Below are 22,852 nucleotides of genomic sequence, written 5' to 3' on the forward strand. Positions count from 1 at the left end.
GAGCGCAGGGCGAGTTGATCAGGCGAACGCGTGCATGCGCCGCACCAGTTCCGGCCACGGCGGCGCCACATAGCCTGTGGCTTGGTTGAAGCGTGTGGCGTCGAGCGAGCGGTCGATGCGCAGGCGGTCGTCGGGTGCGATGTCGTTGCTGCGCCCATAGGTGGCAGCCACCAGCCGCAGCAGGTCGTGCTTGGCGATGGGTGCCGCGGCCACGTGGTACAGGCCCTGCAGCGCGGGGTTCGGCAGCACATGGTCGCGAATGACCTGCGCCAGTTCCACGGTGGGCAACCCGGAGAAGATGGCCTGCGTGTAGCCGCGCACCGGCCCTTGCTGCGACAGGAACCAGCCCACCAGCCCGTGGGCGCCTGCAAGTTCGTGCCCGATGATCGAGGTCCGTAGGGTGATGGCGTGGGGGCTGTCCACCTCACCGAGATGCTTGCTCCGGCCGTACAGGTCTTGCGCGTCGGCGGCGTCACTTTCCTTGTAGAGACCTTGGCGGCCGCTGAAGACGCAGTCGGTGCTGACGTGGACGAAGCGTGCCCCAGCCACCTCGCACAGCCGCGCGATGCGGTGCGGCAGCAGCGCATTGATGGGGATGGCCTGCAGGGGGTCGTCGGCTTCGGCCAACTGCTTGACCAGGCCGATGCAGTTGATCACCACGTCGGGCCGGGCGCGGGCGAACAGGCTCATCAGGCTGTCGGTGTTCTCGACGTCCACGCCGCAGACCACGCTGGCGCGCAAGGCCTCGGGCAGGCGCTGCAGCACGGCCGCGGAGCGGGCCGAGCCCGTGACCTGGAATCCGGGGCTGCCGGCAAAGAAGCGCAGCACGGCATTGCCGAGCATGCCGGAGGCGCCCAGCACCAGGACCTTGATCGCTTCAGCGGGCATCGTCGGACGTGCGGCCCCGTGGGCGGGCGGGCTCGCGGCTGTGCGGTCGCTTTCGATCATCAAGCAGTTTCTCCAGGCGTGTGATGAGTTGCGCAGCCAGCTGGTCGGGCTGGAACTGGGCTTCGTAGCAGGCTCGGCTGTTCAGCCCCATCTGCTGCAGCTGCGCTTCGCCGGCTGCGTGCAGGGCACTCACGGCTGCGGCCAAGGCCGGAGCGTCTTCGGCCGGGCAGGCCAAGCCCGCCTGGGCTTCGGTCACGACGCGCGCGCCTTCGCCGTCCAGACTTGCAATTATCGGCTTGCCGGCCGCCAGGTAGGCTTGCACCTTGCTGGGGATGGTCTGGCTCATGATCGGGCTCCGGGCCAGGCTCACCAGCAGCACGGAAGCCTGGGCCAGGATGCCGGGCATGGCCTCGGGCTTGAATCGCCCGGGCAACTGGATGTTGCGCAGGCCCAGCCGCCCGATCTCGGCTTGCACCCATTCGCTGCGGCTGCCGCTGCCCACCAGCACGAAGCGGATGCCCGGCTCGTGCTGCAGCAGGCGGGCGGCCTCGACCACCGTCTCCAGGGCCTGGACAGTGCCCATGTTGCCCGCAAAGACGACATTGAAGCCTGGGTCCAGGGTCAGCGGCGAGGGTCCGGACTGTGGGGCCTCGAAGGCCAGTTCGCCCGGGTTCGGGTGGTATTCGACCGGCGTGCGGCCTGCCATGCGCTGGACTTCCTCGATGAAACCCCTGGACTGCACCAGCAGCAGGTCGTTGCGGCGGTAGAGCCAGCGCACCGCCACGGCCACCGCGTCGAGCACACGCCGGTTGGTGACGAAGCCCGTGACCTCCAGGCTCTGTGGCCAAAGGTCCTGGACCCATGTCACCAGGGGCGCGCGCTTCAGCCATTTCAGCACCACGCCGGGCAGGATCTGCAGGATCGGCGACATGCCGAAGACGAAGATCAGATCGAAGCGCTGGCCGCGCAACAGCCAGGGGCCGAGTAGCGAGCCGCTTACCAGGAACGAAAGGTAGTTGGCCGCCAGGCGCAGTGCGCTGCGTTGCCCTCGTGGCGCAATGGGCACGCGGTGGATGACGTAGCCGGCATGCGCCTGCGTGCCCATGGCAGCGGCCCTGTAGCCCTCGTAGACCGTGCCGCCCGGGTAGTTGGGCTGGCCGGTGAGGACGGTGACCTCGCACCCCTGCTTGCGCAGCACGTCGACCACCTCGTTGATGCGAAAGCTCTCAGGCCAGTAGTACTGGCTGACGACCAGGATTCTCATGTTCAGGGCACCCTCAGGTTGGCGAGGGCGGAGCCGTTTTCTGGTAGACGGCCAGCATTTTCTGCGCGCACAGTCGGCTGTCGAAGCGACCCAACGCCAGTTGCCGCGCGCGCCGCCCCATGCCGCGGGTGCGGTCGCGATCGGCCGCCAGCGACTGGATCGCGTCGGCGATGGCCTCGGGTGTGGGCTCGTCGATGCACAGGCCTGTTTCGCCGGGCACCACCACGTCTTCGGTGGGGTGGCGCATGGCCACCACGGTGGGCAGGCCGTGCAGCGCCGCCTCGAACACCGGGCGTCCGGGTGCGTCCAGGTGCGAGGGGAAGCAGACGGCATCCAGACGTTCGTACACGGACTGCACATCCGACACGAAGCCCAAGAATTCGACCTCCGCGTGCAGCCGGTGGCGATCCACGGTGGCCTCCAGGTCGCCGCGCACGTCTCGCGCGAAATCGAGCTTGCGCAGCAGCCAGCCGCGCAGGCCGGTCAACTTGTGGACATTGGCACCAGCCACCAGGATGCGCACTGGAACACCCCGGTCACGCAGCAGCCTCGCGGCCTCGATCAGTTCATAGACACCCTTGGACCGGTGCAGCACGCCGATGATGCCCACGGTGAAGGGCGCCGCACCGTCGATGGGGCGGTCAGGGCGATCTTCGGGCGGCCGCATGCCGTTGTGGATGACCTGCACCGGCAGGTCGGAAGGCAAGGTTCGCCGCACGGCTTCATCGATGGCCACCACGGCATCTGCGTGGTGGCGAAGCAGGCGCAGCAGTGCCCGGGTGACCCATCCGCCCGAGACCCCGCGCTGCAATGAGCGCACATGCACCACCAGGGGAGCCTTCAGCAGGCGCTTGGCAAGCACGCCGACGAGCAGCGCGGTGATTTCGTTGCAATGCACGAGGTCGAAGGGACCGTGTGCCGCCGCGCGACGCAGCGCCAGCAGACTGCCGGGCCAGTAGGCCAGTTCTCGCAGCAGGATGAGCCAGCGCGCACCGCGATAGTGGCCGAAGCGCGTGTCGTCCCATTGCGAGAGACCGCGCACCGGCAGTATCTCCAGGCCCGCCTGGTGCAGTGATTGCGCGGCCGGTCCCGGGGGGGCCAGCGCAAGGCCGCCCACTTCGCCTTTCGGAAAGGCCCTGACCAGTTCGGCCAGGCTCTTGGTCGCACCCCCGTAGGCAGAGAAGGGGTGCAGGTACAGGACCTTGAGCATGGTTCAGGCGGCCGCGGGCGCGGCAGGGGGTATCGGGCGGGCCTGCGTGCGTCGTCCGAGCAGCTGCATGGCCTTGAAGGCGAACAGTGTGGCCAGCAGGGCCACCCAGGCCGAGATATGGATTAGCTGCACCACCGCACCGCCGTTGAGCCAGGCGAAGATGTAGAAGCAGAAATAGCTGGCACCGACTGCGGCGCGTGCCTCGTGCCCCTGCCGCAGCGAGCGCTCGATGAAGGCGTACATGCGACCGACGAGAAGACCGCCCAGCAGCGCGAAGAAGGCCACGCCGCCCACGCCGCCGGCCACCAGGCCCTCCGAGAAAGGCGTGGCCGTGATGCTGTGCCCGTCCGCGATCTGGTCCAGCGGAACACCGGCGATGTAGGTGATCATCAGGTCGTAGTGGAAGAGCATCCACTCGTAAAACTCGCCGCGCGAAAGGCCGAACAACGTGAGCACCTTGTCACCGACCGCCGCGAGCAGCGTCGGCGCGTAGGCGGGGAATTCTTCGTCGTTGATGTACTTGTCCCAGACCAGCCAGGACACGTCGCCCTGGATCACCGTGATGCGCGTCAGCAGGAAGGTGTGCACCTCGGCGTAGGTCTCGACGTCGACGTCGTACTGGTAGAAGAAGGCGACGATGGCGAGCACGAAGAGCAGAACCAGACGCAGCATCTGGAAGATCGTGACGCGCCAATAGATCAACAAGATTGCTGGCAGCAGGACGATCAAGGCTGTTGTCTTGAAGCCCCACGACGCCCCGATCACGAAGAGCAGCGCGAAGTTGGCCCCCAGCAGCCAGCGCAGCCGGGTCGATTTCGATGATCGCCGGAACAGCGCTGCGGCATAAGCCAGCAGCGCTGGCAGGATGAACTTGGCCATCAGGTTCGGGATGGCGCCGAACGAACCCAATTCGGTCCGGAACTCGCCTTTGCCGACGGCGCCCGCCCAGACCTGGATGGCACCGAAGCCGAACAGGAACACCACCAGGAAGGCTGCGTTGACGAAGAGCAGGTTGGTGCCGAAGACCTGCAGCCGTGCATCGATCTTGCGTGCGTCAGTCTGCAGCGCCGGCCTAGCCCGGCCCGGGCGGCCGCGGGCCAGCCAGGCTACCAGCGCGACGGTCACCGCATAGCAGCCGTAGGCGATCGTCGCCCCGTTGGGGTACCCGTACATGCCGATGGTCGCGCCGTACTCGCCGCCTTCGAGCAGGAACACGCCTATCCATGGCGTGGTCAGGACCAGTGCGACGAGGTACTTGTACATGGCCTGCCGTGAACGGGCTCAGCGGCCGCGCAGGAAGCGCACGGCCTTCTTGGCCGTCTCGATGCGCTCGAAACTGTTGGGGTAGTCGAGGAAGGTCTTCGTCGGCGCGGCCATGATGGCCTCGAACTCGCCTTCACTGAGCCCCAGCTTCTTGATGGCATAGCTGCGGTCGTCGGCCAGGCCCTGCTCATGGTAGACCGGCGCTTCCAGCGCGCTCAGGGCGCCTTCTCTGGTCATCTGCCCCGACAGCACCAGGTTGGCGTAGTGGGCCCGCCGTTTGTCGATATTGAATTTGCGCGGCAGGATGTACGACTGGTAAAAGCGCGTGTAAATCGACTCGTAATGCTTGCCGCCGTAGTAGACCCAGCCCAGTTGGTCCTGGATGGTCTGCATGGCGCTTTCCTTCTGGTAGTCGATGTAGTCCAGGATCGGCACCAGTTGGATCTTGCGCAGGAACATGTAGCCGAACAGCTGCGGCAGGCTGTAGTGCGGGTAGGTCTTCAGCGGCACCTTGCCGAACTGCCGATGGACGGCGCTGATGTAGCGGAAGTCGGAGTAGCCATAGCCCCACTTGCGGGGCATCACGGCTTCCGAGTTGACGTTCACGCCCAGCAGCACGTGCTTCAGGCCGTACTTCACCGCCATTCGGTAGAGCAGGGCCACGATCGCATGGTCGGTGGGCACTTCGCCGTCGGGTGTGGAGGCCTTCAGGAACGACAACTGCAGGTCGCGGAACTCCGGCCAGTTCACGACGTAGGTGAAGAGGTCGATGTTCAGCTTCTTCAGCGCCTTTTCGATGTTGGCTACAGCCAGCTCCGAGTTCCAGCCGTTGTCGAAGTGGATGGCCAGCGGACGCAGACCCAACTCGTGGGTGAGGTAGGCCACGTAGGTGCTGTCGACGCCGCCCGAGACACCGATGACGCAGTCGTAGTCCTTGCCGTGACCTTCCCGCTTGATCGTCTCCACCAGGGCCTGCAGCCGAGCTGGCCGTTCGGCAGGCGGAATCAGCCTCTGCTGGGCGAGCGTGTCATAGCGAGCGCAGTGGTTGCAGGCACCCGTGGCATCGAACACGATGTCAGGGTCTGTCGTGTCCATGATGCAGCGGCAGCAAATGCGGTACGGCGAGGTCATGAGCTTTTGGGGGCCAGGTTGGAAAGTGCCGCATCGAGCTCGGCACGTGTCGGGTAGCTGATGAGCACCGCGCGGTGCTTGCCGTGGAAGACGAACATGCTGCCTGCGGAAACTGCCGAGGCATGCCCTTCGGTCACTGCTTCGGTGAAGTGAGCCGGCGTGCCGGCACCGCCGCAGGCGATGACAGGCACGCTGACGGCGCTGGCCACGCTGCGAACGAGGGCCAGGTCGTAGCCGGCTTGCGTGCCATCGCGGTCTATCGAATTCAGGAAGATCTCGCCCGCACCGAGCTCGACCATGCGCTGGGCGTGCGCCGCAGGCTTCAGACCGGTCTTCTCGGTGCCGGCAGCGCCCATCACCTCGTAGCCGCCCAGCAACTTCTTCTTGGCGTCGATGGACACCACCACCGCCTGCGAGCCGAACTCGCGCGCGATCTCCGACACCAGTTCGGGCCGGCGCAGTGCCATGGTGTTGAGGATGATCTTCTCGATGCCCATCGAGAGCACCTGCCGCGCGTCTTCGAGCGAACGTATGCCGCCGCCGTAGCCCACGGGCATGAAGCACTCGCTGGCGAAATCGCGGATGGCCTGGAAGGCAGGACCTCGGCCTTCGCGAGAGGCCGTGATGTCCAGGAAGATCAGCTCGTCGACTTCCTTGTCGTTGAAGATGCGGATGGCGTTGATCGGATCACCAACGTAGACGGGGTCCTTGAAGCGGGTGGTCTTCACCAGGCCCTCGCCCAGCAGCAGCAGGCAGGGAATGACGCGGGTCTGCAGCATCAGTTCACCTTCTCGGCGAAGTTGCGCAGCAGGGCCATGCCGAACTTGTGGCTCTTCTCGGGGTGGAACTGCACGCCCGACACCGTGCCGTGCTGGAAAGCCGAGTGGAACTCTTCGCCGTAGCGTGTGGTGAGCAGCACGTCTTCGGGTGAGCTGCAGCGCACATGGTAGGAGTGAACGAAGTAGAACCGTGGCTCGTCAGGTAGGCCTTCGGTGAGCGGCGAGGGGCGCACGGTGTTCACCAGGTTCCAGCCCATGTGCGGCACTTTCAGCGCGGCGTCTGCGGGGCGGAAGCGCAGCGCTTCGGCATCGATCCAGCCGAGGCCTTCCCGGTGCCCTTCATCGCTGCGCCGCGTCATCAGTTGCATGCCCAGGCAGATGCCCAGCACGGGCACGCCGGCCCCGAGCACACGTTCGTTCAGCGCTGGCAGCAGACCGCTGCGGTGCAGGTTGTCCATGCCTGCGTCGAAGGCTCCCACGCCGGGCAGGATGAGCTTGCGCGCCACGGCGATGTCCTGTGGGTCGGCGGTGATCTTGGAGGGGATGCCCAGCTTCTTCAGCATGTTGCTGATGGAGCCGAGATTGCCCATCCGGTAGTCGACGATGGTGATCATGCAGGGGCGGGTTCGGAGCGCGGCTGGAGCCGCGGCGCGGTCTTGAAGAGGTCGTCGACGGCCGCTTGCAGCAGGTCGCCCTGCACGACGAGCGGACTTTCGTTTCGCGGGCGGTCGGCCATCGCGCGCACGGCGGTGGCGATGGCCGCGGGAGTGGTGGCCTTCAGCGCCTGGCCCGTGTGCACCAGGCCTGCGTGGAATTCGGCACCATAGTCGCTACTTACGACCGATGGCACGCCCAGCTGTGCGGCTTCCTGGATCACGGTGGAAGAGTGCGCAAGCACCACATCGGCGCTGCGCACCAGCGCATACAGCGGCAGGTCGGTGGCTGCGCCCACCTGACTGCCGTCCAGGCCCTGCTGCTGCAGGCGCGCGGCGAAGGCGGTGCGCTTGCCGGATTCCACAGGGTGGAGCCGCCACCACCACGCCACGTCGGGCCCGCACTGGATCGCGGCTTCGATGAGCTTCCCGGTCTCTTCGTCGGCCAGGCCCCATGACAGACAGGCCAGGACTTGCCTCTTTCCGGGCCGGCGCAATGCCCCGGCCTGTGCCAGGCAGGTGGCGATGAGGGGGTCGCTGTCATCCGCCCAGCGCTGCAGCCAGGGGTTGCCGGTGACCCTGGGGCGGTGGGTGCCCAGCCCTGCGTTCCAGCGGCCGATGGCTTGCGCCTCGGTGTCACCCCAGACCCAGAACTCGTCGGGCAGCGTCGAGTAGCCTCCTGCCGGCACTTGCAGCCAGCGTGCGTAGGCGGCATGGTGCTCGCCTTGCATGCCGTGCTGCACGTCCACGGTGGTCAAGCCCAGGCGGCGCGCAGCCTGCACAAAGGCCTGCCCCTCCAGCGAGTAGTAGGTGTTCACGAAGGCGCAACGTGCGCCCGTGGCCTGCAGACGGTGACCGAACCAGCGCGCCAGCGCATCCAGCCGTGCTGTCTGCATCTGCAGCCACTCGCGTGAAGGCACCGGGGCGCCGAAGGCGGCCTGAGCGGCCTGCTCGAAAGTCTCCCACTGCGGTGTTTCCAGTGCGGGACGGCCGCGGGAGGCCAGCAGCTTGATGCGGTCGATGGCAGGCTGCACGAAGCGGGACGGGCGCTGTCGCGGCACGTGGGCCTCGGCCAAAGGCGTGAGCTTCAGGCTGTGCAGCCCGCGCCGGTCGAGCGCCTGCATCACCGGATCGATGATGCGGTCGAACCACTGGCCGTTCAGCGGCGTGAAGGACACGCCATCGCTGAAAAACACGGCCTGCGCATCCTGGTGCCAGGGCGCGTTCGCGCGGTGGTCACGCCAGGCTGCCAGCGGCACACGCCACAGGGCGCGTGCCGCCCGGTCGGCCAGTCGGCCCAGTCGCCCCAGGGTCTGCGGCGGTGCCTGCGTCAGCAGCATGCGGTCGATGGCGTTGCCGTACAGCCGCAGGCGGTAACTGGGCCACAGGTGCAGGTCACCCGAACGCCACTGGGCCACCGGGAACTGACGTTCCAGTGTATTGAGCGCGTCAATGATCTCCGAAGACGTCTTCATGCCTGTGTGCGGTGGGCGCCTGCGAAGAGGGCCGCGGCCGCGGCCGGCTGGCGCGACAGCAGGCGCATCAGGGCCTCGGCGAGGATCAGGGGCCGGTTCCAGAGCACCACGCCAAGCAGCACGCCCAGCAGGGCCAGCGCCGCCACCCGTGCTGCGATGTCGGCGCCGAGTCCGCCGAGTTCGAAGCTGCCGAGGCCGAGCGTGAGCGCCAGGCTGCCGCCGAATGCCAGGGCATAGCGACCGTGGTCCCAGCGCACGGGGTCGAAGCGGCTGCCGATGACGGCGATGAGCACCGTGGCCAGCACCTGTGCGAGCAAGGTGGCCCAGGCTGCGCCCATCAGCCCGAAACGCGGCACCAGCAGCAGCGCCAGCCCGACGTTCAGCCCTGCAGCTGCCAGCGTGCCCAAGGGCAGGTAGCGGATGGCGCTGCGGTCGAAGAACAGCACATTCACCAGCAGGTAGTAGATGGCACTGGCCACTCCACCGAAGGCGAGCACGGGCACGACGTCGGCAGCGGCGGCGAAGGCCGGGCTGGCAAACAGCCACACCATCTCGCGCGCGAACAGACCGATGCCGGCGCCCAGCAGGCAGAAGCCTGCGACCACCAGCGCGCCAAGGGCACGCAACTGCGCCAGTTCGGCCGGCGCACCGCTCTTCAGGGCTGCCATGCTGAGCGGCATGTACGCACGGTTCACGCTTTGGGCCGCCACTTCCACGACCAAGGCCATCATGGCGCCGACCGAGTACACACCCGCGGTGGCGGTGCCCACCTGGGCGTTCAGGATCAGCCGGTCGGTGGTGGCGGTCACCTGGCTGGCCGCTGCGTGCGGCACCTGCGGCAGGCCGTAAGCGAAGGCCGGACGCAAGTGGCGCCAGCGCAGGCAGGGCGTGATGTCCTTGCGCAGCAACCACAGCGAGACGCCGAAGAACACGGCCGCAGCGGCCAGCGTCGCCTGAAGCGCGCCCAGCACGCCTTGGTGAAGCACGACCACCAGCACGATCGTGAGCACGGTGGTGAGCGCGAAATGCGCCAGCGACACAAGCGCGTAGCGCGCGGCCTGGTTGCGCGTCTGCAGCACCGAAAGGAAGGTGGTTAGGAAGGGTTGGAAGAAGCAGGCCATCACGCCCAGGGCGACATAGGGCCAAAAGGGCACGTCGCCGATGATCGGGCGCAGCATCGTCTCGCCAAACACCAGCAGCGCGCCCCCGACTGCTGCCGACAGCAGCAGCACGCAGACGAGGATGGAGCCCCAGAACTCGGCCAGTTGTGCTGGCTGGTCCTGGAACTCGAAGTAGAAGCGCGTGACGGCGCCGGTCAGCCCCAGCGTGAACACGATGCTCAGGAGCCCGTTGACCGCCGTGACGATGGCCAGCACGCCGTAGGCCTGCGGATCGAGATACAGCGTGTACAGCGGCAACAGCAGGAAGGCCGAACCCTTCTGCAGCAAGCTGGTCCCGGCGTAGATGGCCGAGTTGGTGCCGAGCAGACGCAGCTTGCTCACAGCTTCACCAGGCCGTCCAGCCGCCGTCCACCGCCAGTACCTGGCCGGTGACGTAGCTCGATGCATCGGAAGCGAGGTACAGCAGAGCCGGCACCATCTCATCGGCACGGGCCATGCGGCCCATGGGCACGCGCTCCGAGTAGCGCTCGGAGAAGGTGCTGTTCTGACCGCTGGAAACACCGCCGGGCACCAGGCAGTTCACGCGGATGCCCTGCTGGGCCCAGTGGGTGGCCAGCCAGCGGGTGAGCCCGACCACGGCGGCCTTGGAAGCGGCGTACACGGCCGGCGTGTTGATCGCGCCGCCCAGGTAGTCGGACCCTTCATAAATGCGGGCATCGGGGCCTACCAGGCCGTAGATCGAGGCTGTCTGGATGACAGCGCCGCCGCCGCCGCGGGCCACCATGTGGCGCCCAACGGCCTGCGCCATCAGGAACATGCCGTCGATGTTGACCGACATGACCTCGCGCCAGGTGTCGAGCGGATAGTCCTCGAAAGGCGTGAAGAAGGCGCGCACGTCGCGCGACTTGGTGGCAGCGTTGTTGTGCAGCACGTCGATACGGCCGAAGCGCGCCAGCACGGCCTGCACACAGGCCTGCACCGAGGCGGGCTGACTGACATCGCACCCGAAACCGGCTGCCCCAGCGCCCAGGCGCGCCGCCACGGCCTCGGCAGCGGCGGCATCGACATCCACCACCGCCACCTGCGCGCCGGCGGTGAGCAGGCCTTCGCAGAAGTGCTGGCCCAGGATGCCAGCACCGCCAGTGACCAGCGCCACCTTGCCGCCGAGATCGAATTTGGAGGGCAGGGCCATGTTCAGTTGTGCGAGCGGAAGACAGGCCGGATGGCCGGGCCTTGCAGAAACTTCTCGACGCCGCCATCCAGGGCCTGCGCGTACACGCCCAGGGCGCCGTCCAGCGCCTCCAGCGTGAGTTGCAACTCGGCCGGGCCGTGAGACTGGGAAATGGCCACCCAAGGCATCATCACGCCGCGCTTGAGCAATTCTTGCGACAGCAGCGTGCGCATCGACAGAGACACCTGTCCGCCAGTGTCGCGCGTGAGGTAGTTCAAGGACACGGGTGGTCCGTCCATCTGGAAGTGCGCCGACAAGCCGTGCCTGGCGGCCACCTGGGTCATGCCGTCGCGCAGCGAGGCGCCGTAGCGCCACAGATGACCGACGACGTCTTCGTCCCGGTAGATCTGCGCTGTGGCGATGAAGGCCCCCAGGCCCGTCATTTCGGCGCCGTGCGTCGTGGAAAGCAGGAAGGTGCGCTCCATGCCGGGGCGGTTGATGGCGCCGACCTCCATCACCTCGCGCCGGCCGCCCACGGCTGCCACGGAGAAGCCGTTGGCCATGCCCTTGCCGAAGGTGGTGATGTCGGGCTGCACGCCGAAGAAGGTCTGTGCGCCCTGCAGGTGCCAGCGGAAGCCGGTGATCATCTCGTCCAGGATGAAGAGCGCTCCGTCCTTGCGGCACAGGGTCTGCACCTGCTGCAGGAAGTTCTGGGCGTTGCAGTCGCAGCCGGCACAGGTGCCAGTGGACGGCCAGCCGGCCGGCCGGGTGCAGGCGGGCGGGCAGGGGATCATCGTCGTGGCCGGCTCCAGCATCACGGCCGCGATCTCGCCGGGGTGCGCGTCGAACAGCGCCTTCAGCGAGCCGATGTCGTTGTAGTCGAACACCAGTGTCGAAGCCGTCTGCTCGGCCGGAATGCCACGCTTGAGTGCCGTGGTCCCGATGAACCAGTCATCGAAGGAGAAGAAGGGCTGCTGTCGCGGCACGCAGATGTAGCGGCGGCCCGTGTAGGCGCGGGCGATCTTCACCGCAGCCGTGGTGACGTTCGAGCCGTTCTTGCCGAACTTCACCATCTCGACCGAGGGCACGAGGTCGATCAGCGCTTCGGCAGCCAACAACTCGGTCATCGTGGCGCGTGTGAGGTTCACGCCGTTTTCCATCTCGGCAGCGGCGGCTGCGTTCACGCGTGCATCGGCATAGCCCAGCGTGACGGCGCGCAGCGCCATGCCGTAGTCGAGGTAGCGCTGGCCGGCGCTGTCCCAGGCGTAGGCGCCCTTGCCGCGCACGAACAGCGGCGGGGCGATGGCCGGGAACTGGTCGTCGCCGCGCGAATAGGTGTGGGCACCGCCCGGGATGGCCCGGTGCAGACGTGCACGCAATGCTTCGAAATCGGTGTCGGTGTTGCTCATGTTCGCCAGATGGAAGGGTTGTGCTTGCGCGGTTTGATCAGGGCGTCGCGCGGGTTGCCGATGTAGACGCTGTTCGCTGGCAGGTCGCTGTCGAGCAACAGCGACTCGGTGGCGATGCTGCAGTGATCGCCCACCGTCGAACGGCCGAGCACGGCGCTGCCGGGGTGCAGCGTGAGATGACGGCCGAGCGTGGGGTAGACATCGTGGTTGCTGCCAACGCCGACACGCTGGTAGGCGATGAGAAAGTCTGCGTACTGCCCACGCCCGAGCACAGTACCCAGCGGGTGAACCAGCAGAAACACAGAGGGCAGAGACACCTCGTAGAAGATGTCGCAGCCGTGCAGCGCCTTGTTCAGAAGAAAGAGCTTCTTGCACAGCGGCGCCGGCCCGGCGCGTCGGTGCAGTTCGTTGGCCAGCAGGTACAGCCACATGGCGTACTGGTCGCCGTGCAAGTGGTCGAAGACCGCTTGGCTGCCATTGAAGAAGTACTTGTTGCCGATGTGGCTGAAGCAGTGCTCCAGCCGCGCGAGCGCACCGGGCACGGCCACCGCCACATCGGCGGGGTGCACGGCCTGGCCGTCTGGGAAGAAGGCATCGAGCTGCCGCGCCGCCAGCGCGGCCAGCCCGTCGGCACCCAGGCTGCTGTCGACCCGGGCGCTCAACTCTGGCTCCCTTTCTGGGCGCGCACGCTGACGCCGTTGGTCGAAAGGTAGCTGCGCACCTTGATCGGGCTGTGGTCCGAGAACAGGAACATGCTGCTGATGGTGATGGCCGAAGCGCCGGCTTCCAGCGCATCGCGGCAGTGCTGCAAGGTGCCTGCGCCGCTGGAGGCGATCAGCGGCACTTCCAGGCGCTCGGACACCTGGGCGATCAGATCCACGTCGTAGCCTTGCATGGTGCCATCGCGGTCGATCGAGCAGAGCATGATCTCGCCGGCATGGGCGTCCTGCATGCGCTGGGCCCATGTCACCGGGTCGATTTCTGTGGGCTGCGTGCCGCAGCGAGACACCACGCGCAACGAGCCGTCAGGCTGGCGCTGGTAGTCGATGCCGACCACGATGCACTGGTCGCCGAAGCGCGAGGCTGCACGCGTCACGAACCCCGGGTCCTCGATGGCGGCGGTGGTGATGCAAACCTTGTCGGCACCGCTGGCCAGCAACACGGCGATCTGGTCGAGCGTGCGGATTCCGCCGCCCACGGTGAAGGGCATGAAGACCTCTTCAGAGACGCGCTCGATGATGCTGCCCACCGCGGGCCGCCCCTGCGGCGTGGCATCGATGTCCACGAACAGCAACTCGTCGACGCCGTAGGCGTCGTACACCTTGGCGGTGGAGACGGGGTTGCCTGCTTCGCGGAAGTTCTCGTGGAAGCGCACACCCTTGACCAGCCGGCCCTGGCGGATCAGGAACTTCGGGATGATTCGTTTCTTCAGCATCAGGGCTTCCAGGCCACCCAGTTCTCGAGCATCTTCAGGCCGTTGTCCTGGCTTTTCTCGGGGTGGAACTGCGCCGCCACCAGGTTGCCAGCGCGCACCACGGCCGTGACCGGACCGCCATAGTCGGCAGTGGCCACCAGGTTGCCCGCGTCGTGGCACACCATGTGGTAGCTGTGCACGAAGTAGAAGTTCGCGTGGCCGGGGCGCAGGCCCTTGAACAGCCAATCGTCAGGCGGGAAGTGCAGATCGTTCCAGCCCACGTGCGGCACCTTCAGCGGGCGCTGAACCTCCAGCCGGCGGATGTCTGCATCCAGCCAGCCCAGACCGGTGTGCTGCCCGTGCTCGCAACTCGAACGCGCAAAGAGCTGCATGCCCAGGCAGATGCCGAGCACCGGCTTCTTCAATTCCATCGCCTGCCGCGTGAGGGTGTCCTGCAGGCCACGTTGACGGATGGCCTCCATGGCGTCGCCGAAGGCGCCCACCCCGGGCAGCACCAGACGCTCGCTGGCTTCGAGCTCTTCGATGTCGGACGTGATGATCACGTCCGCCCCGAGGTACTCGAAGGCGTTCTGCAACGAGCGCACGTTGCCCATGCCGTAATCGACGATGGCGATCATGGTGGCGTCAGACGTACTTGGTGGTGCGGCCTTCTTCGTCCTTGGGCGGACCGAGCGGCTTGTCGATGGCCGTCGTGTCCCACAGCGGCATGTCGGGCAGCGGCGCACCGGTCTGCACCTGGCTGGGGTCGAACTTCCACGGGTGCACCTGGTGCTTTTCCAGGATCTCGTAGAACTCGGCTTCCGAGATCTGCAGGATGTTCAGGAACCAGTCGAGCGAGGCCGGCCGCTTGCCGTCGTACTGCTCTTCGAGCGCCAGGGCCTCTTCACGCCCGAGTGCGCCGTTGCGGATGTCGATGGTGGCCAGGTGGTTGGTTCGGCCGTATCCGCGCTTGACGTACTTGGCGTAGTCGCGCATGCCCTGGAACGTGCATTCGATCTTCTCGTAGTCGTACTGCGGGGGCACGCCTTCGACGGCCTGGCCCTTCCAGCCCAGTTCGCGCTTGATGATCTCGACGTTGGCCTTGGTGTTCCACTCGATGTAGTTGCCCAGGCAGATCGACTCGACCTTCAGCTTGATCAGGTCCTTGCGCTTGGGGTAGTCGAACATCCACAGGTCACGACGTTCAACGCGGCCCTGCAGGAATTCGTACATGTCGTCGGCCGTCATGCCCTGGTTCATCAGGCGGTTGAAGCGCTTCTCGTCGACCTCCTCCATTTCCTCGAAGGTGTACCAGCTGTGGTACTCGGCGGTTGACTCGCCCCAGAAGATCAGTGGGGTCTCGAAGCGCACTGCCATGTGCATCACACCCGAATAGATGCCGGTGTGGCAATGCCAGCAGAAATCGCCGCGGCGTTTCAGCGATTCGAGCATCAGTTCGCGCACGACATGAAAGTTGGGCGTGAACTCGACCACGTCGACACCCAACTGTTTGAAAACCTTGGTGTTGTTCTCTTCAACGAGTGGGCGATAGCCCCAATGATTGAATCGGATCACGAGCGGCTTGAGCTTCAACTCCTTCACGATGTACCAGAGCTGGAACACGCTGTCCTTGCCGCCGCTGTAGGGGACCACGCAGTCGTACAGGCCCTTGCCCTTGTGGCGGGCGATCATCTCCTGCAGTTGGCGCCCGCGGTCTGCCCAGTCGATCTTCTCCTTCTTGAACTCGACCTGGCGGCAGACACTGCAGACACCGAACTCGTCGAAGGTGATGGTGTCGACCGTTTCCTTGGTCAGGCAGCGGGTGCAACGCTTCATGGGAAAGCTCCTGTACGGGGTGGCCTTGGCGCTGGGCTCAGGCCTGAGAACTGAGGATGAGCTCGCGGTGGGCGAGCACGGCTTCGATGCAGACGAAGTCGACGATGTCGTCGACTTCCAGGGATTTCCAGCGCGGTGTCACATAGGGGAGCGTGCGCTGGTGGCAGAAGCCGCGCTCGCGGAGCAGGGCTTCTGTCTTGGAGATGTAGAGGCTGCCATCCAGGCTGTACAGCGGCTCAATGTCCTGCCGACGGGGCAACTGGCCGAAGCTGGCTGCTGCATAGGGTTCCATCAGGCCACTTGGGTTGAAGCGGACGGCGAAGGCCGGATGCTCCGTGACCAGGGCGCTCACCCCGACGATGGAATCGGCGGTGGCCTGCCTGGCGTGAAGCGCCTGCAGGGCTGCGTCGACGTCGCTGGCCTCGGTGAGTGGCGAGGTGGGTTCAAGCAGTACAAAGTAATCGTAGTGCTCACCCGCGGCCGCAAGCGTCTCCAGGGCGTGGACCATGAAGTCGATGCTCGGTGAGGTGTCGCTGGCCAAGGCCGCAGGTCGCAGAAAGGGCACGTCGGCGCCAGCCTGGCGTGCGATTTCAGCGAACTCCGCGTCCTCGGTCGAAATGACCACGCGATCAACGTGACGTGATTGGCGTGCAGCTTCAATGGGCCAGGCCAAGAGCGGCTTGCCACCCAGGGGGCGGATGTTCTTCAGCGGAAGTCCCTTCGAGCCGCGTCGCGCGGGCACGAGGGCGAGCACTTTCTTGCCTTCGATCACCGAAACACCTCGTCGAATTCCAGGTTGGCGCGTTCGTAGTCGGGCAGCCGCCCGATGTCCAGCCAGTAGCCCTCGATGCGGTGGCAGCGCGCGCGCAGACCTTGTCGCGCGCTGGCCTCGAACAGAGCAGGCATGTCGAACTGCGTGTCCCGGGGGACCAGGTCGAGCACATGCGGCGCCAGCACGTAGATGCCCGCGCTGACGGTGTATCGCTGCACGGGCTTTTCATCGATGGCCTCAATGTAGCCATCACGCTCGCGCACCACACCGAAGGGGACTTGCATCTCGTAATCGCGGACGGCCATCGTGGCGTCGGCGCCCGACGCCATGTGACCGTCGACCATCTCGCCAAAATCTTCCTTGGTCAGCAGGTCTGCATTGGTCACCACGATGGGGTGGCTGGGCCGCTCGGGCAGCAGGCTCAGCGGGCCGGCAGTACCCAGCCGCTGCTCTTCGTGCAGGTAGCGGACCTCCACGCCGAATGCACGGCCGTCGCCGAAGTGCTGCTCGATCTGCTCGGCCTTGTAGTTCACGGCGAAATAGAAGCGCCGGAAACCCTGCGCTGCATAGCCCATGACGATGGTTTCCAGCAACGGCCGCGAGCCCACACGAAGCATGGGCTTGGGCGTATCGCGCGTCAGTTGCGCCAGACGCGTACCCAGGCCACCGGCCATGATCACGACCCAGTTCTCCCGTTCGCGTGCAGTCAGGAAGTCGTCCACCACTTCCATGCCGACCACGATGCCCTCATCGTCCAGCACCGGTATCTGGTGCAGCCCGCGCTGCCGCATCGTCGCGAGGATGGCATGCCGGCTCTCTCGGGCATTTGCGACCGTCGGGTTCAGGTGCATGGCCGCTGAAACCTTGTCCGCCAGGCTCAAGCCGCCCAGCAGTCCGCGCCGTGCGTCGCCGTCGCTCAGTGTGCCCAGCAGGCGCCTGCGCTCGTCGACCACCAGCGCCATCTGGCTGCCTGCCCGGTCGATGCACCCCAACGCCTCGCGAAGCGTCATGTCCGGCGTTACCAACGCACGTTCCCAGGTCTTCATGCTGCTCTCTTGTTCATCGGGCGCGCGGGCACGCCGGTCAGCGTGCCGCCACCTTGGAAGTCACTCACCACCACCGCACCTGCACCGACGACCGTGCCCTTGCCCAGGCGCACGCCCTGCTTGACCACCGCAGCAGCGCCGACATGGCTGTGTTCGCCCACGCTCACCCCACCGCACAACGTGGCGTTGCAAGCGACATGAACGAACGCACCCAGTTTCACGTCGTGCTCGACCACCGCTGCCGAATTGACGATGCATCCTGCGCCCAGGCTGGCGCCCGGTTGCACCACGCTGTGGGCCATCAATTGCACGCCAGGGCCGAGCTTCGCAAAAGGTGAAACCACCGCACCAGGGTGACGCACCGTCGCGAAGTGCCAGCCCGCGGTTTCCAGCCTCGACTGAACAGCGGCGCGCAGACCCTCGCCCTTGGTGCCCCCGATGCCATTGGCCAACACCACCCGGCCGGGGTCATGCGTGCTCAGCACGGCATCGTCGCCCAAGACCGGCAGCCCGCAGAGTTCTCGGCCCCGCATGGCCAGGTCATTGTCGACGAAGCCCAGCACGTGCATCCCGGTCGCGAGCAAGGCGTCCGCAACCACGGCCGCATGGCCGCCCGCTCCGACGATGATGATCTCGGGGTGCGTCATCGCTCGATGAGTTCGTCGGCCGCGAAATCGCGCGCTGCGGGCCGGCCGAGCATGTCCCAGAACTCCATCGGAGAAAGTCCCAGACCTGGCCGCTTGCAGGCCAACGCATCGGCGGTGATGGGCTCACCGCGGCGCAAGGGGCGCGCAGCAACGAGGCTGCGCCGTGCGACGGGGCGGTTGCCGGCCTCAGAGGCCGCTGGCGCCTTGAGACGGGCTCCCAATGCACTTTCGATGTTGCGGATGCCGAGCACGAGTTGCCTGAGTTCCCCGGGCTCCAGGGAGGCCGCATGGTCCGGCCCGGGGAGGCTGCGGTCGAGCGTGAAGTGCTTCTCGATGATGGTGGCGCCGCGTGCCACGGCGGCCAGCGAGATTTCGGTGCCCAGCGTGTGATCGGAGTAGCCGACCGGCAGGCCGAAGCAAGCGGCCATGCTGTCCATGGCGCGCAGGTTCACCGACGCCGGGGGTGCCGGATACTGGGTCACGCAGTGCAGCAGGCTGACGTGCTGCTGCAGAGCCTGCCGACCTGCATCACTGCAGTAGGCAGCCAGGAAGTCCGCGCGCCCCGTCGGCTCGCCCGCCTGGGTGAGGCCGAAGGCAATGACGCCGAGGGCGTCTTCGATGTCTGCCAGGGTGGACATGCCCGTGGAAACGATCAGCGGGGCTCTCAGCCGGGCGGCCTGCAGCAGCAGCGGCGCACAGGTAATGTCGCCGGAAGGCAGCTTGATCGCCGGCATGTCCAGCGTTGCCAGGAAGGCCAGGCTTTCGGCATCGAAGGCCGTCGACATGAAGCGGATGCCCGCGTCGCGGCAGTGTTCGACGAGACGCAGGTGGTCCTGTTCCGACAACTCCAGGCGCTGCAGCATCGCGAACTGCGTGCCGCCTTCCTTCATGTTGGCCACCTGGTACTCGGCCTTGGCAGCAGCGGCTGTGACCAACTTGGCCGCCTTGAAGGTCTGGAACTTGACGGCATCCGCGCCCGCGGCGGCAGCCACATCGACCAGCTTCAGCGCCAGGTCCAGCGAGCCGTTGTGGTTCACGCCGGCCTCGGCAATGACGAAGGTGCGTTCAGCCATTGGCGTCTCCGGTCATGTGGAAGTGCTTCTTGAGGAGTTCGGCCCGCGGCGGCATCTGCCGCAGTGCCGCGACGATGCGGGTGGCAGCGTGCCCATCGCCGAACGGGTTCACGACGGCGCTGCAGTCCATGGCCAGCGCACGCGTCAAGGCGGCGCTGATGGCATCCCGCTCGGGTGCGCAATGCACCACCGAGGCCGGTGCCAGCCGGCCGCGTTGGCGGTCGCCAATGTTGACGGTTGGAATGCGGAACGACGGCGCTTCGTAAAGGCCGCTGGAAGAGTTGCCGACCACGGCATCCACCTGTGCCATCAGGCTGAGGTAGCGCAATTGCCCCAGCGAGGCGTGCACATGCACCTGCCCGGCGCGCGGCGCGGCCCATGCGTCCAGCGCAGCCGACAGCCCCCGCCCACCGGTGTCTGCGTTGGGGCGCGTGAACCAGAGGGCCGTGTCGGCACCCAGCCCGTCCAGTGCCGCCAGCAACTCACCGAACTGGCGTTCGCTCTCCCCCGGCTCCAGAGTGACCGGGTGAAAAGTGATCAGCAGGTTGCGGGGCGCCAGTGGCGCGCCCAGGGCTGTGCCGAGGGCCTCGTGGTCCAGCAAGGGCAGGCGGCGGAGATGGTCCAACCCTGGATTGCCCACAACGTGTACACGACGCGGGTCTTCACCCAACTGGCGAACACGACACGCCGATTGCTCGTTGGTGACGAAGTGCAGGTGCGACATCTTCGTGATGGCGTGACGGATCGCTTCGTCGAACGCGCCTTCGGTGGTGTCGCCCCCGGCGATGTGCGCCACGGGAATGCCATGGACCAGGCAAGCCTGCACAGCCACCATGATCTCGAAACGGTCGCCCAGCACCAGCACCACATCCGGGCGCAGGCGCTCCAGGGCGTCGGACATGCCAATGAGGCCGAGCGCCATCGATTTCGCCACACCGCCTGGCGTGTCGCTCGAGAGCAGGCATTCCACGCGTTGAGCGATCGCAAAACCGTCACGCTCGATCTCGGCCACGGTGTGCCCGAACTCGGGTGCCAGATGCATGCCGGTGACCAGCAACTGCAGTTCGAGGTCGGGTGCATCGCGCAGTTCGCGCAAGACCCAGTACAGCAGCCCGTACTCGGCCCGGCTGCCGGTGACGACCGCGACCTTGGAGCGCATGTTCACGCCGGCTCTCGCACCAGTTGCGGGCTGCTGGGCAGGTTGACTATGCGCCCAGCCAGATCGGTGGCCACGGGCAGTGGCATCGACGGGCAGTCGCGGTACATCGGCAGGCTGTTCAGCAGTTCCCAGACCGGACGCGTCATCAGCCCTGCTTCGTTGGTCGCGGCCAGCACGGCATCGCGCTCATGGGCCGCACCTGGTTCCAGGATCAGGGTCTGCAGCCAGTAGTTCACTTCGGTGCCCGGGCGCTCCAGGAACAGCCGCGCCTGCGGCAGGTCGGCGAAGGCGCTGGCATAGCGCTGCGTGAGCGCCCGCTTGGCCCGCAGGAAGTTAGGCAACTGCTCCAGTTGTGCGCAACCCAGCGCTGCATTCAGGTTGGGCATGCGGTAGTTGTAGGCCACCTCGTCGTGGAAGAAGGCCCAGGGGTGCGGCTGCTTGGCCGTGGTGGTGAGGTGCTTCGCCCGCCGCGCCAGTTGCGCGTCGTTGGTGATGAGGGCGCCACCGCCACCCGTGGTGACGATCTTGTTGCCGTTGAAGCTGAGCATGCCGCACACGCCGTAGGTGCCGGTGTGACGGCCGTCGATGAAGCTGCCCAGTGATTCAGCGGCGTCTTCCACCACCGCAATGCCATGGCGTGCGGCCAGGGCCATCAGGGCCGGCATGTCCACTGGGTGGCCGAAGGTGTGCATGGGCACGATGGCGGCCACGCGCCGCCCGCTGTGCCGGTTGATGCTGACGCCATCTCGCTGCTCGAGCACGGCGTCCAGGTGGTCGGCCAGCGCCGGCACCCCGAGGCCCAGGGTGGCGCCATCGACATCCGCAAAATGGGGCCAGGCGCCGCAGTGCCGCACGGCATTGGCGGTGGCCACGAATGAGAGGACCGGGATCACGACTTCGTCGCCTGGCATCACACCGGCCAACTGCAGCGCCACCTGCAAGCCCGAGGTGCCGTTGCTCACGACGACGGCATGCGCAGCGCCGGTGTAAGCCGCCAGATCGCGTTCGAAGCGGTCTACATAGCTGCCGACCGAAGACACCCAGCCCGTATCCAGGCATTCTTTGACGTAGGCCCACTCGTTGCCCTGGAAGCTGGGCTCGTGCAGTGCCACACGCTGTGCGCCCACGACGGCGCGTACGCGCTCGGTGACGGCTTGGGCCAGCGACGGAGAAGGGTTCATGGCCGGCTTCAGATGTTGTAGAGACCGGCCTTGTAGCGGCGCAGGTTGTCGGGATTGCCGAACCAGGCGATGGTTTCCTGCAGCCCGCGGCGCAGCCCTTCGATGCCGGGGTACTGCGGCGTCCAGCCCGTCAGTTCGCGCACGAGGGTGTTGTCGGCCCACAGCCGTTCGACTTCGCTGCCTGCGGGGCGCAGGCGCTGTTCATCGCTGGTGAATTCGACTTCGCGCCCCATCAGTTCGGCGATCAGCCTGGCGGTATCCCCCACCGTGATCTCGTAGTTGCTGCCCACGTTCAGCACCTGGCCCACGGCGGCATCGCATTCGGCAACGGCCACGAAGCCGCGCACGGTGTCCTGCACGTAGTTGAAATCGCGCGTGGGGTGCATGGCGCCCAGCTTGATCGCGCACGCGCCCGATGCCACCTGCGTGATGACGGTCGGAATCACCGCGCGTGCCGACTGGCGCGGCCCGTAGGTGTTGAAGGGCCGGATGGTGGCAACGGGCGTGCCGAACGAGGCGAAGAAACTCTGCGCCATCTGGTCGGCGCCGATCTTGCTGGCGGAGTAGGGCGACTGGCCCTGCAGCGGGTGTGCCTCGGTGATGGGGACGAACCGCGCCGTGCCGTAGACCTCGCTGGTGGAGGTATGCACCACGCGTTCGGTGCCCAGTTCCCGTGCTGCCTGCACCACGTTCAAGGTGCCCTTGACGTTGGTGTCGACGTAGGTGTCCGGGGAGTGGTACGAGTAGGGAATGGCGATCAGCGCCGCGAGATGCATGACGACGTCGCAGTCCTTCATGGCCGTGCGCACGCCGTGGGGGTCGCGGATGTCTCCCGCGAAGACATCCAGCGATTGCTTGATGTCTTCGCCCGCTTCGTCCAGCCATCCCCAGGAGTTGAAGCTGTTGTAGTAAACGAAGGCGCGCACGTCGGCACCGATGCGAACGAGGTGCTCGGTGAGGTGCGAACCGATGAAGCCGTCGGCCCCGGTGACGAGGACCTTCTTGCCTTTGAGATTCATGGTCTTGCTCGGATGGAAGAGGGCGGACTGGTGCGCTGGGCTCAGGCCTGAGGGTTGGCGTGTGCGGCCACGGCCTGGGCCAGCGCCGCCACCACGCGGTCCATCTGCGCCTCAGTCAGGTCGGGGCTCATCGGCAGGCTCATCACCTGATCGCCGGCCTGCACGCTGTTCGGGCAGCAGTCAGGGCAGCAGTGCTCCGCATAGGCCACCTGGCGGTGCAGCGGCTTGGGGTAATGAACGGCCGTCGGGATGCCCTGCTGCTTCAGTGCCTCCTGCACCGCCGCGCGGTTCTGCACGAACACGGTGTACTGCGCCCAAACGCAGTCGCGGTCGGCCCGCTC

Annotated in this window: 23 protein-coding genes; all 23 read right to left on the minus strand. The window is 66.5% G+C overall.

Annotated elements, in window-relative coordinates:
• Positions 1-18 precede the first annotated feature (18 nt).
• Positions 19-888 (minus strand): dTDP-4-dehydrorhamnose reductase family protein, encoded by an 870-nt coding sequence (locus EOE66_RS21095; RefSeq protein ID WP_205702783.1) that lies wholly within the window; start codon positions 886-888, stop codon positions 19-21.
• Entirely contained in the window at positions 878-2,152 is a 1,275-nt protein-coding gene (locus tag EOE66_RS21100; RefSeq protein WP_128230720.1) for a glycosyltransferase family 4 protein, read from the minus strand. Before EOE66_RS21100 ends, EOE66_RS21095 begins: the two co-directional genes overlap by 11 nt.
• Before the next feature lie 13 nt (positions 2,153-2,165).
• A complete protein-coding gene (locus EOE66_RS21105; RefSeq protein WP_128230721.1) occupies positions 2,166-3,362 on the minus strand; it encodes a glycosyltransferase family 4 protein in 1,197 nt (398 codons plus the stop codon).
• A gap of 3 nt (positions 3,363-3,365) precedes the next feature.
• A complete protein-coding gene (locus EOE66_RS21110; RefSeq protein ID WP_128230722.1) occupies positions 3,366-4,625 on the minus strand; it encodes a hypothetical protein in 1,260 nt (419 codons plus the stop codon).
• A gap of 18 nt (positions 4,626-4,643) precedes the next feature.
• Entirely contained in the window at positions 4,644-5,756 is a 1,113-nt protein-coding gene (locus EOE66_RS21115) for an N-acetyl sugar amidotransferase (protein ID WP_128230723.1), read from the minus strand.
• Complete coding sequence (locus EOE66_RS21120; RefSeq protein WP_128230724.1) at positions 5,753-6,535, minus strand: AglZ/HisF2 family acetamidino modification protein; 783 nt, start codon at positions 6,533-6,535, stop codon at positions 5,753-5,755. Before EOE66_RS21120 ends, EOE66_RS21115 begins: the two co-directional genes overlap by 4 nt.
• The gene (gene hisH / locus EOE66_RS21125; RefSeq protein WP_128230725.1) at positions 6,535-7,149 is read right to left on the minus strand and encodes an imidazole glycerol phosphate synthase subunit HisH; all 615 of its coding nucleotides are present in this window, start codon (positions 7,147-7,149) and stop codon (positions 6,535-6,537) included. Before hisH (EOE66_RS21125) ends, EOE66_RS21120 begins: the two co-directional genes overlap by 1 nt.
• On the minus strand, positions 7,146-8,663 hold the full coding sequence (locus EOE66_RS21130; RefSeq protein WP_128230726.1) for a hypothetical protein: 1,518 nt from the start codon (positions 8,661-8,663) through the stop codon (positions 7,146-7,148). The genes hisH (EOE66_RS21125) and EOE66_RS21130 overlap by 4 nt, the downstream gene beginning before the upstream one ends.
• Positions 8,660-10,165 (minus strand): lipopolysaccharide biosynthesis protein, encoded by a 1,506-nt coding sequence (locus EOE66_RS21135; protein WP_164885209.1) that lies wholly within the window; start codon positions 10,163-10,165, stop codon positions 8,660-8,662. The genes EOE66_RS21130 and EOE66_RS21135 overlap by 4 nt, the downstream gene beginning before the upstream one ends.
• 4 nt (positions 10,166-10,169) lie before the next feature.
• Entirely contained in the window at positions 10,170-10,976 is an 807-nt protein-coding gene (locus tag EOE66_RS21140; protein ID WP_128230728.1) for an SDR family oxidoreductase, read from the minus strand.
• 2 nt (positions 10,977-10,978) lie between these two features.
• Positions 10,979-12,364 (minus strand): glutamate-1-semialdehyde 2,1-aminomutase, encoded by a 1,386-nt coding sequence (locus EOE66_RS21145; RefSeq protein WP_128230729.1) that lies wholly within the window; start codon positions 12,362-12,364, stop codon positions 10,979-10,981.
• Positions 12,361-13,026: an LbetaH domain-containing protein gene (locus EOE66_RS21150; protein WP_128230730.1), complete on the minus strand. Its 666-nt coding sequence runs from the start codon at positions 13,024-13,026 to the stop codon at positions 12,361-12,363. The genes EOE66_RS21145 and EOE66_RS21150 overlap by 4 nt, the downstream gene beginning before the upstream one ends.
• The gene (gene hisF, locus EOE66_RS21155) at positions 13,023-13,799 is read right to left on the minus strand and encodes an imidazole glycerol phosphate synthase subunit HisF (protein ID WP_128230731.1); all 777 of its coding nucleotides are present in this window, start codon (positions 13,797-13,799) and stop codon (positions 13,023-13,025) included. The genes EOE66_RS21150 and hisF overlap by 4 nt, the downstream gene beginning before the upstream one ends.
• The gene (gene hisH, locus EOE66_RS21160; protein WP_128230732.1) at positions 13,799-14,416 is read right to left on the minus strand and encodes an imidazole glycerol phosphate synthase subunit HisH; all 618 of its coding nucleotides are present in this window, start codon (positions 14,414-14,416) and stop codon (positions 13,799-13,801) included. The genes hisF and hisH (EOE66_RS21160) overlap by 1 nt, the downstream gene beginning before the upstream one ends.
• Positions 14,417-14,423: 7 nt before the next feature.
• The gene (locus tag EOE66_RS21165) at positions 14,424-15,614 is read right to left on the minus strand and encodes an N-acetyl sugar amidotransferase (RefSeq protein ID WP_128230733.1); all 1,191 of its coding nucleotides are present in this window, start codon (positions 15,612-15,614) and stop codon (positions 14,424-14,426) included.
• Positions 15,615-15,651: 37 nt separating this feature from the next.
• On the minus strand, positions 15,652-16,386 hold the full coding sequence (locus tag EOE66_RS21170; RefSeq protein ID WP_128230734.1) for an acylneuraminate cytidylyltransferase family protein: 735 nt from the start codon (positions 16,384-16,386) through the stop codon (positions 15,652-15,654).
• On the minus strand, positions 16,383-17,432 hold the full coding sequence (locus EOE66_RS21175; protein ID WP_128230735.1) for a nucleotidyltransferase family protein: 1,050 nt from the start codon (positions 17,430-17,432) through the stop codon (positions 16,383-16,385). The genes EOE66_RS21170 and EOE66_RS21175 overlap by 4 nt, the downstream gene beginning before the upstream one ends.
• Positions 17,429-18,079 (minus strand): NeuD/PglB/VioB family sugar acetyltransferase, encoded by a 651-nt coding sequence (locus EOE66_RS21180; protein ID WP_128230736.1) that lies wholly within the window; start codon positions 18,077-18,079, stop codon positions 17,429-17,431. The genes EOE66_RS21175 and EOE66_RS21180 overlap by 4 nt, the downstream gene beginning before the upstream one ends.
• Positions 18,076-19,152 carry an N-acetylneuraminate synthase gene (gene neuB, locus EOE66_RS21185; protein ID WP_128230737.1) on the minus strand — a complete coding sequence of 359 codons (1,077 nt, stop codon included), beginning with the start codon at positions 19,150-19,152 and terminating at the stop codon, positions 18,076-18,078. Before neuB ends, EOE66_RS21180 begins: the two co-directional genes overlap by 4 nt.
• On the minus strand, positions 19,145-20,311 hold the full coding sequence (gene neuC, locus EOE66_RS21190; protein ID WP_128230754.1) for a UDP-N-acetylglucosamine 2-epimerase: 1,167 nt from the start codon (positions 20,309-20,311) through the stop codon (positions 19,145-19,147). The genes neuB and neuC overlap by 8 nt, the downstream gene beginning before the upstream one ends.
• A 2-nt stretch (positions 20,312-20,313) precedes the next feature.
• Positions 20,314-21,492, minus strand: coding sequence for a LegC family aminotransferase (locus EOE66_RS21195; protein WP_128230738.1), 1,179 nt, complete (start codon positions 21,490-21,492; stop codon positions 20,314-20,316).
• 8 nt (positions 21,493-21,500) lie between these two features.
• A complete protein-coding gene (locus EOE66_RS21200) occupies positions 21,501-22,511 on the minus strand; it encodes an NAD-dependent 4,6-dehydratase LegB (RefSeq protein WP_128230739.1) in 1,011 nt (336 codons plus the stop codon).
• A gap of 41 nt (positions 22,512-22,552) precedes the next feature.
• The coding region (locus EOE66_RS21205; RefSeq protein WP_205702784.1) for a DegT/DnrJ/EryC1/StrS family aminotransferase at positions 22,553-22,852 on the minus strand (300 nt) is incomplete at its 5' end.

The organism is Rubrivivax rivuli (genome assembly GCF_004016505.1).
Classification (GTDB): Bacteria; Pseudomonadota; Gammaproteobacteria; order Burkholderiales; family Burkholderiaceae_C; genus Rubrivivax; species Rubrivivax rivuli.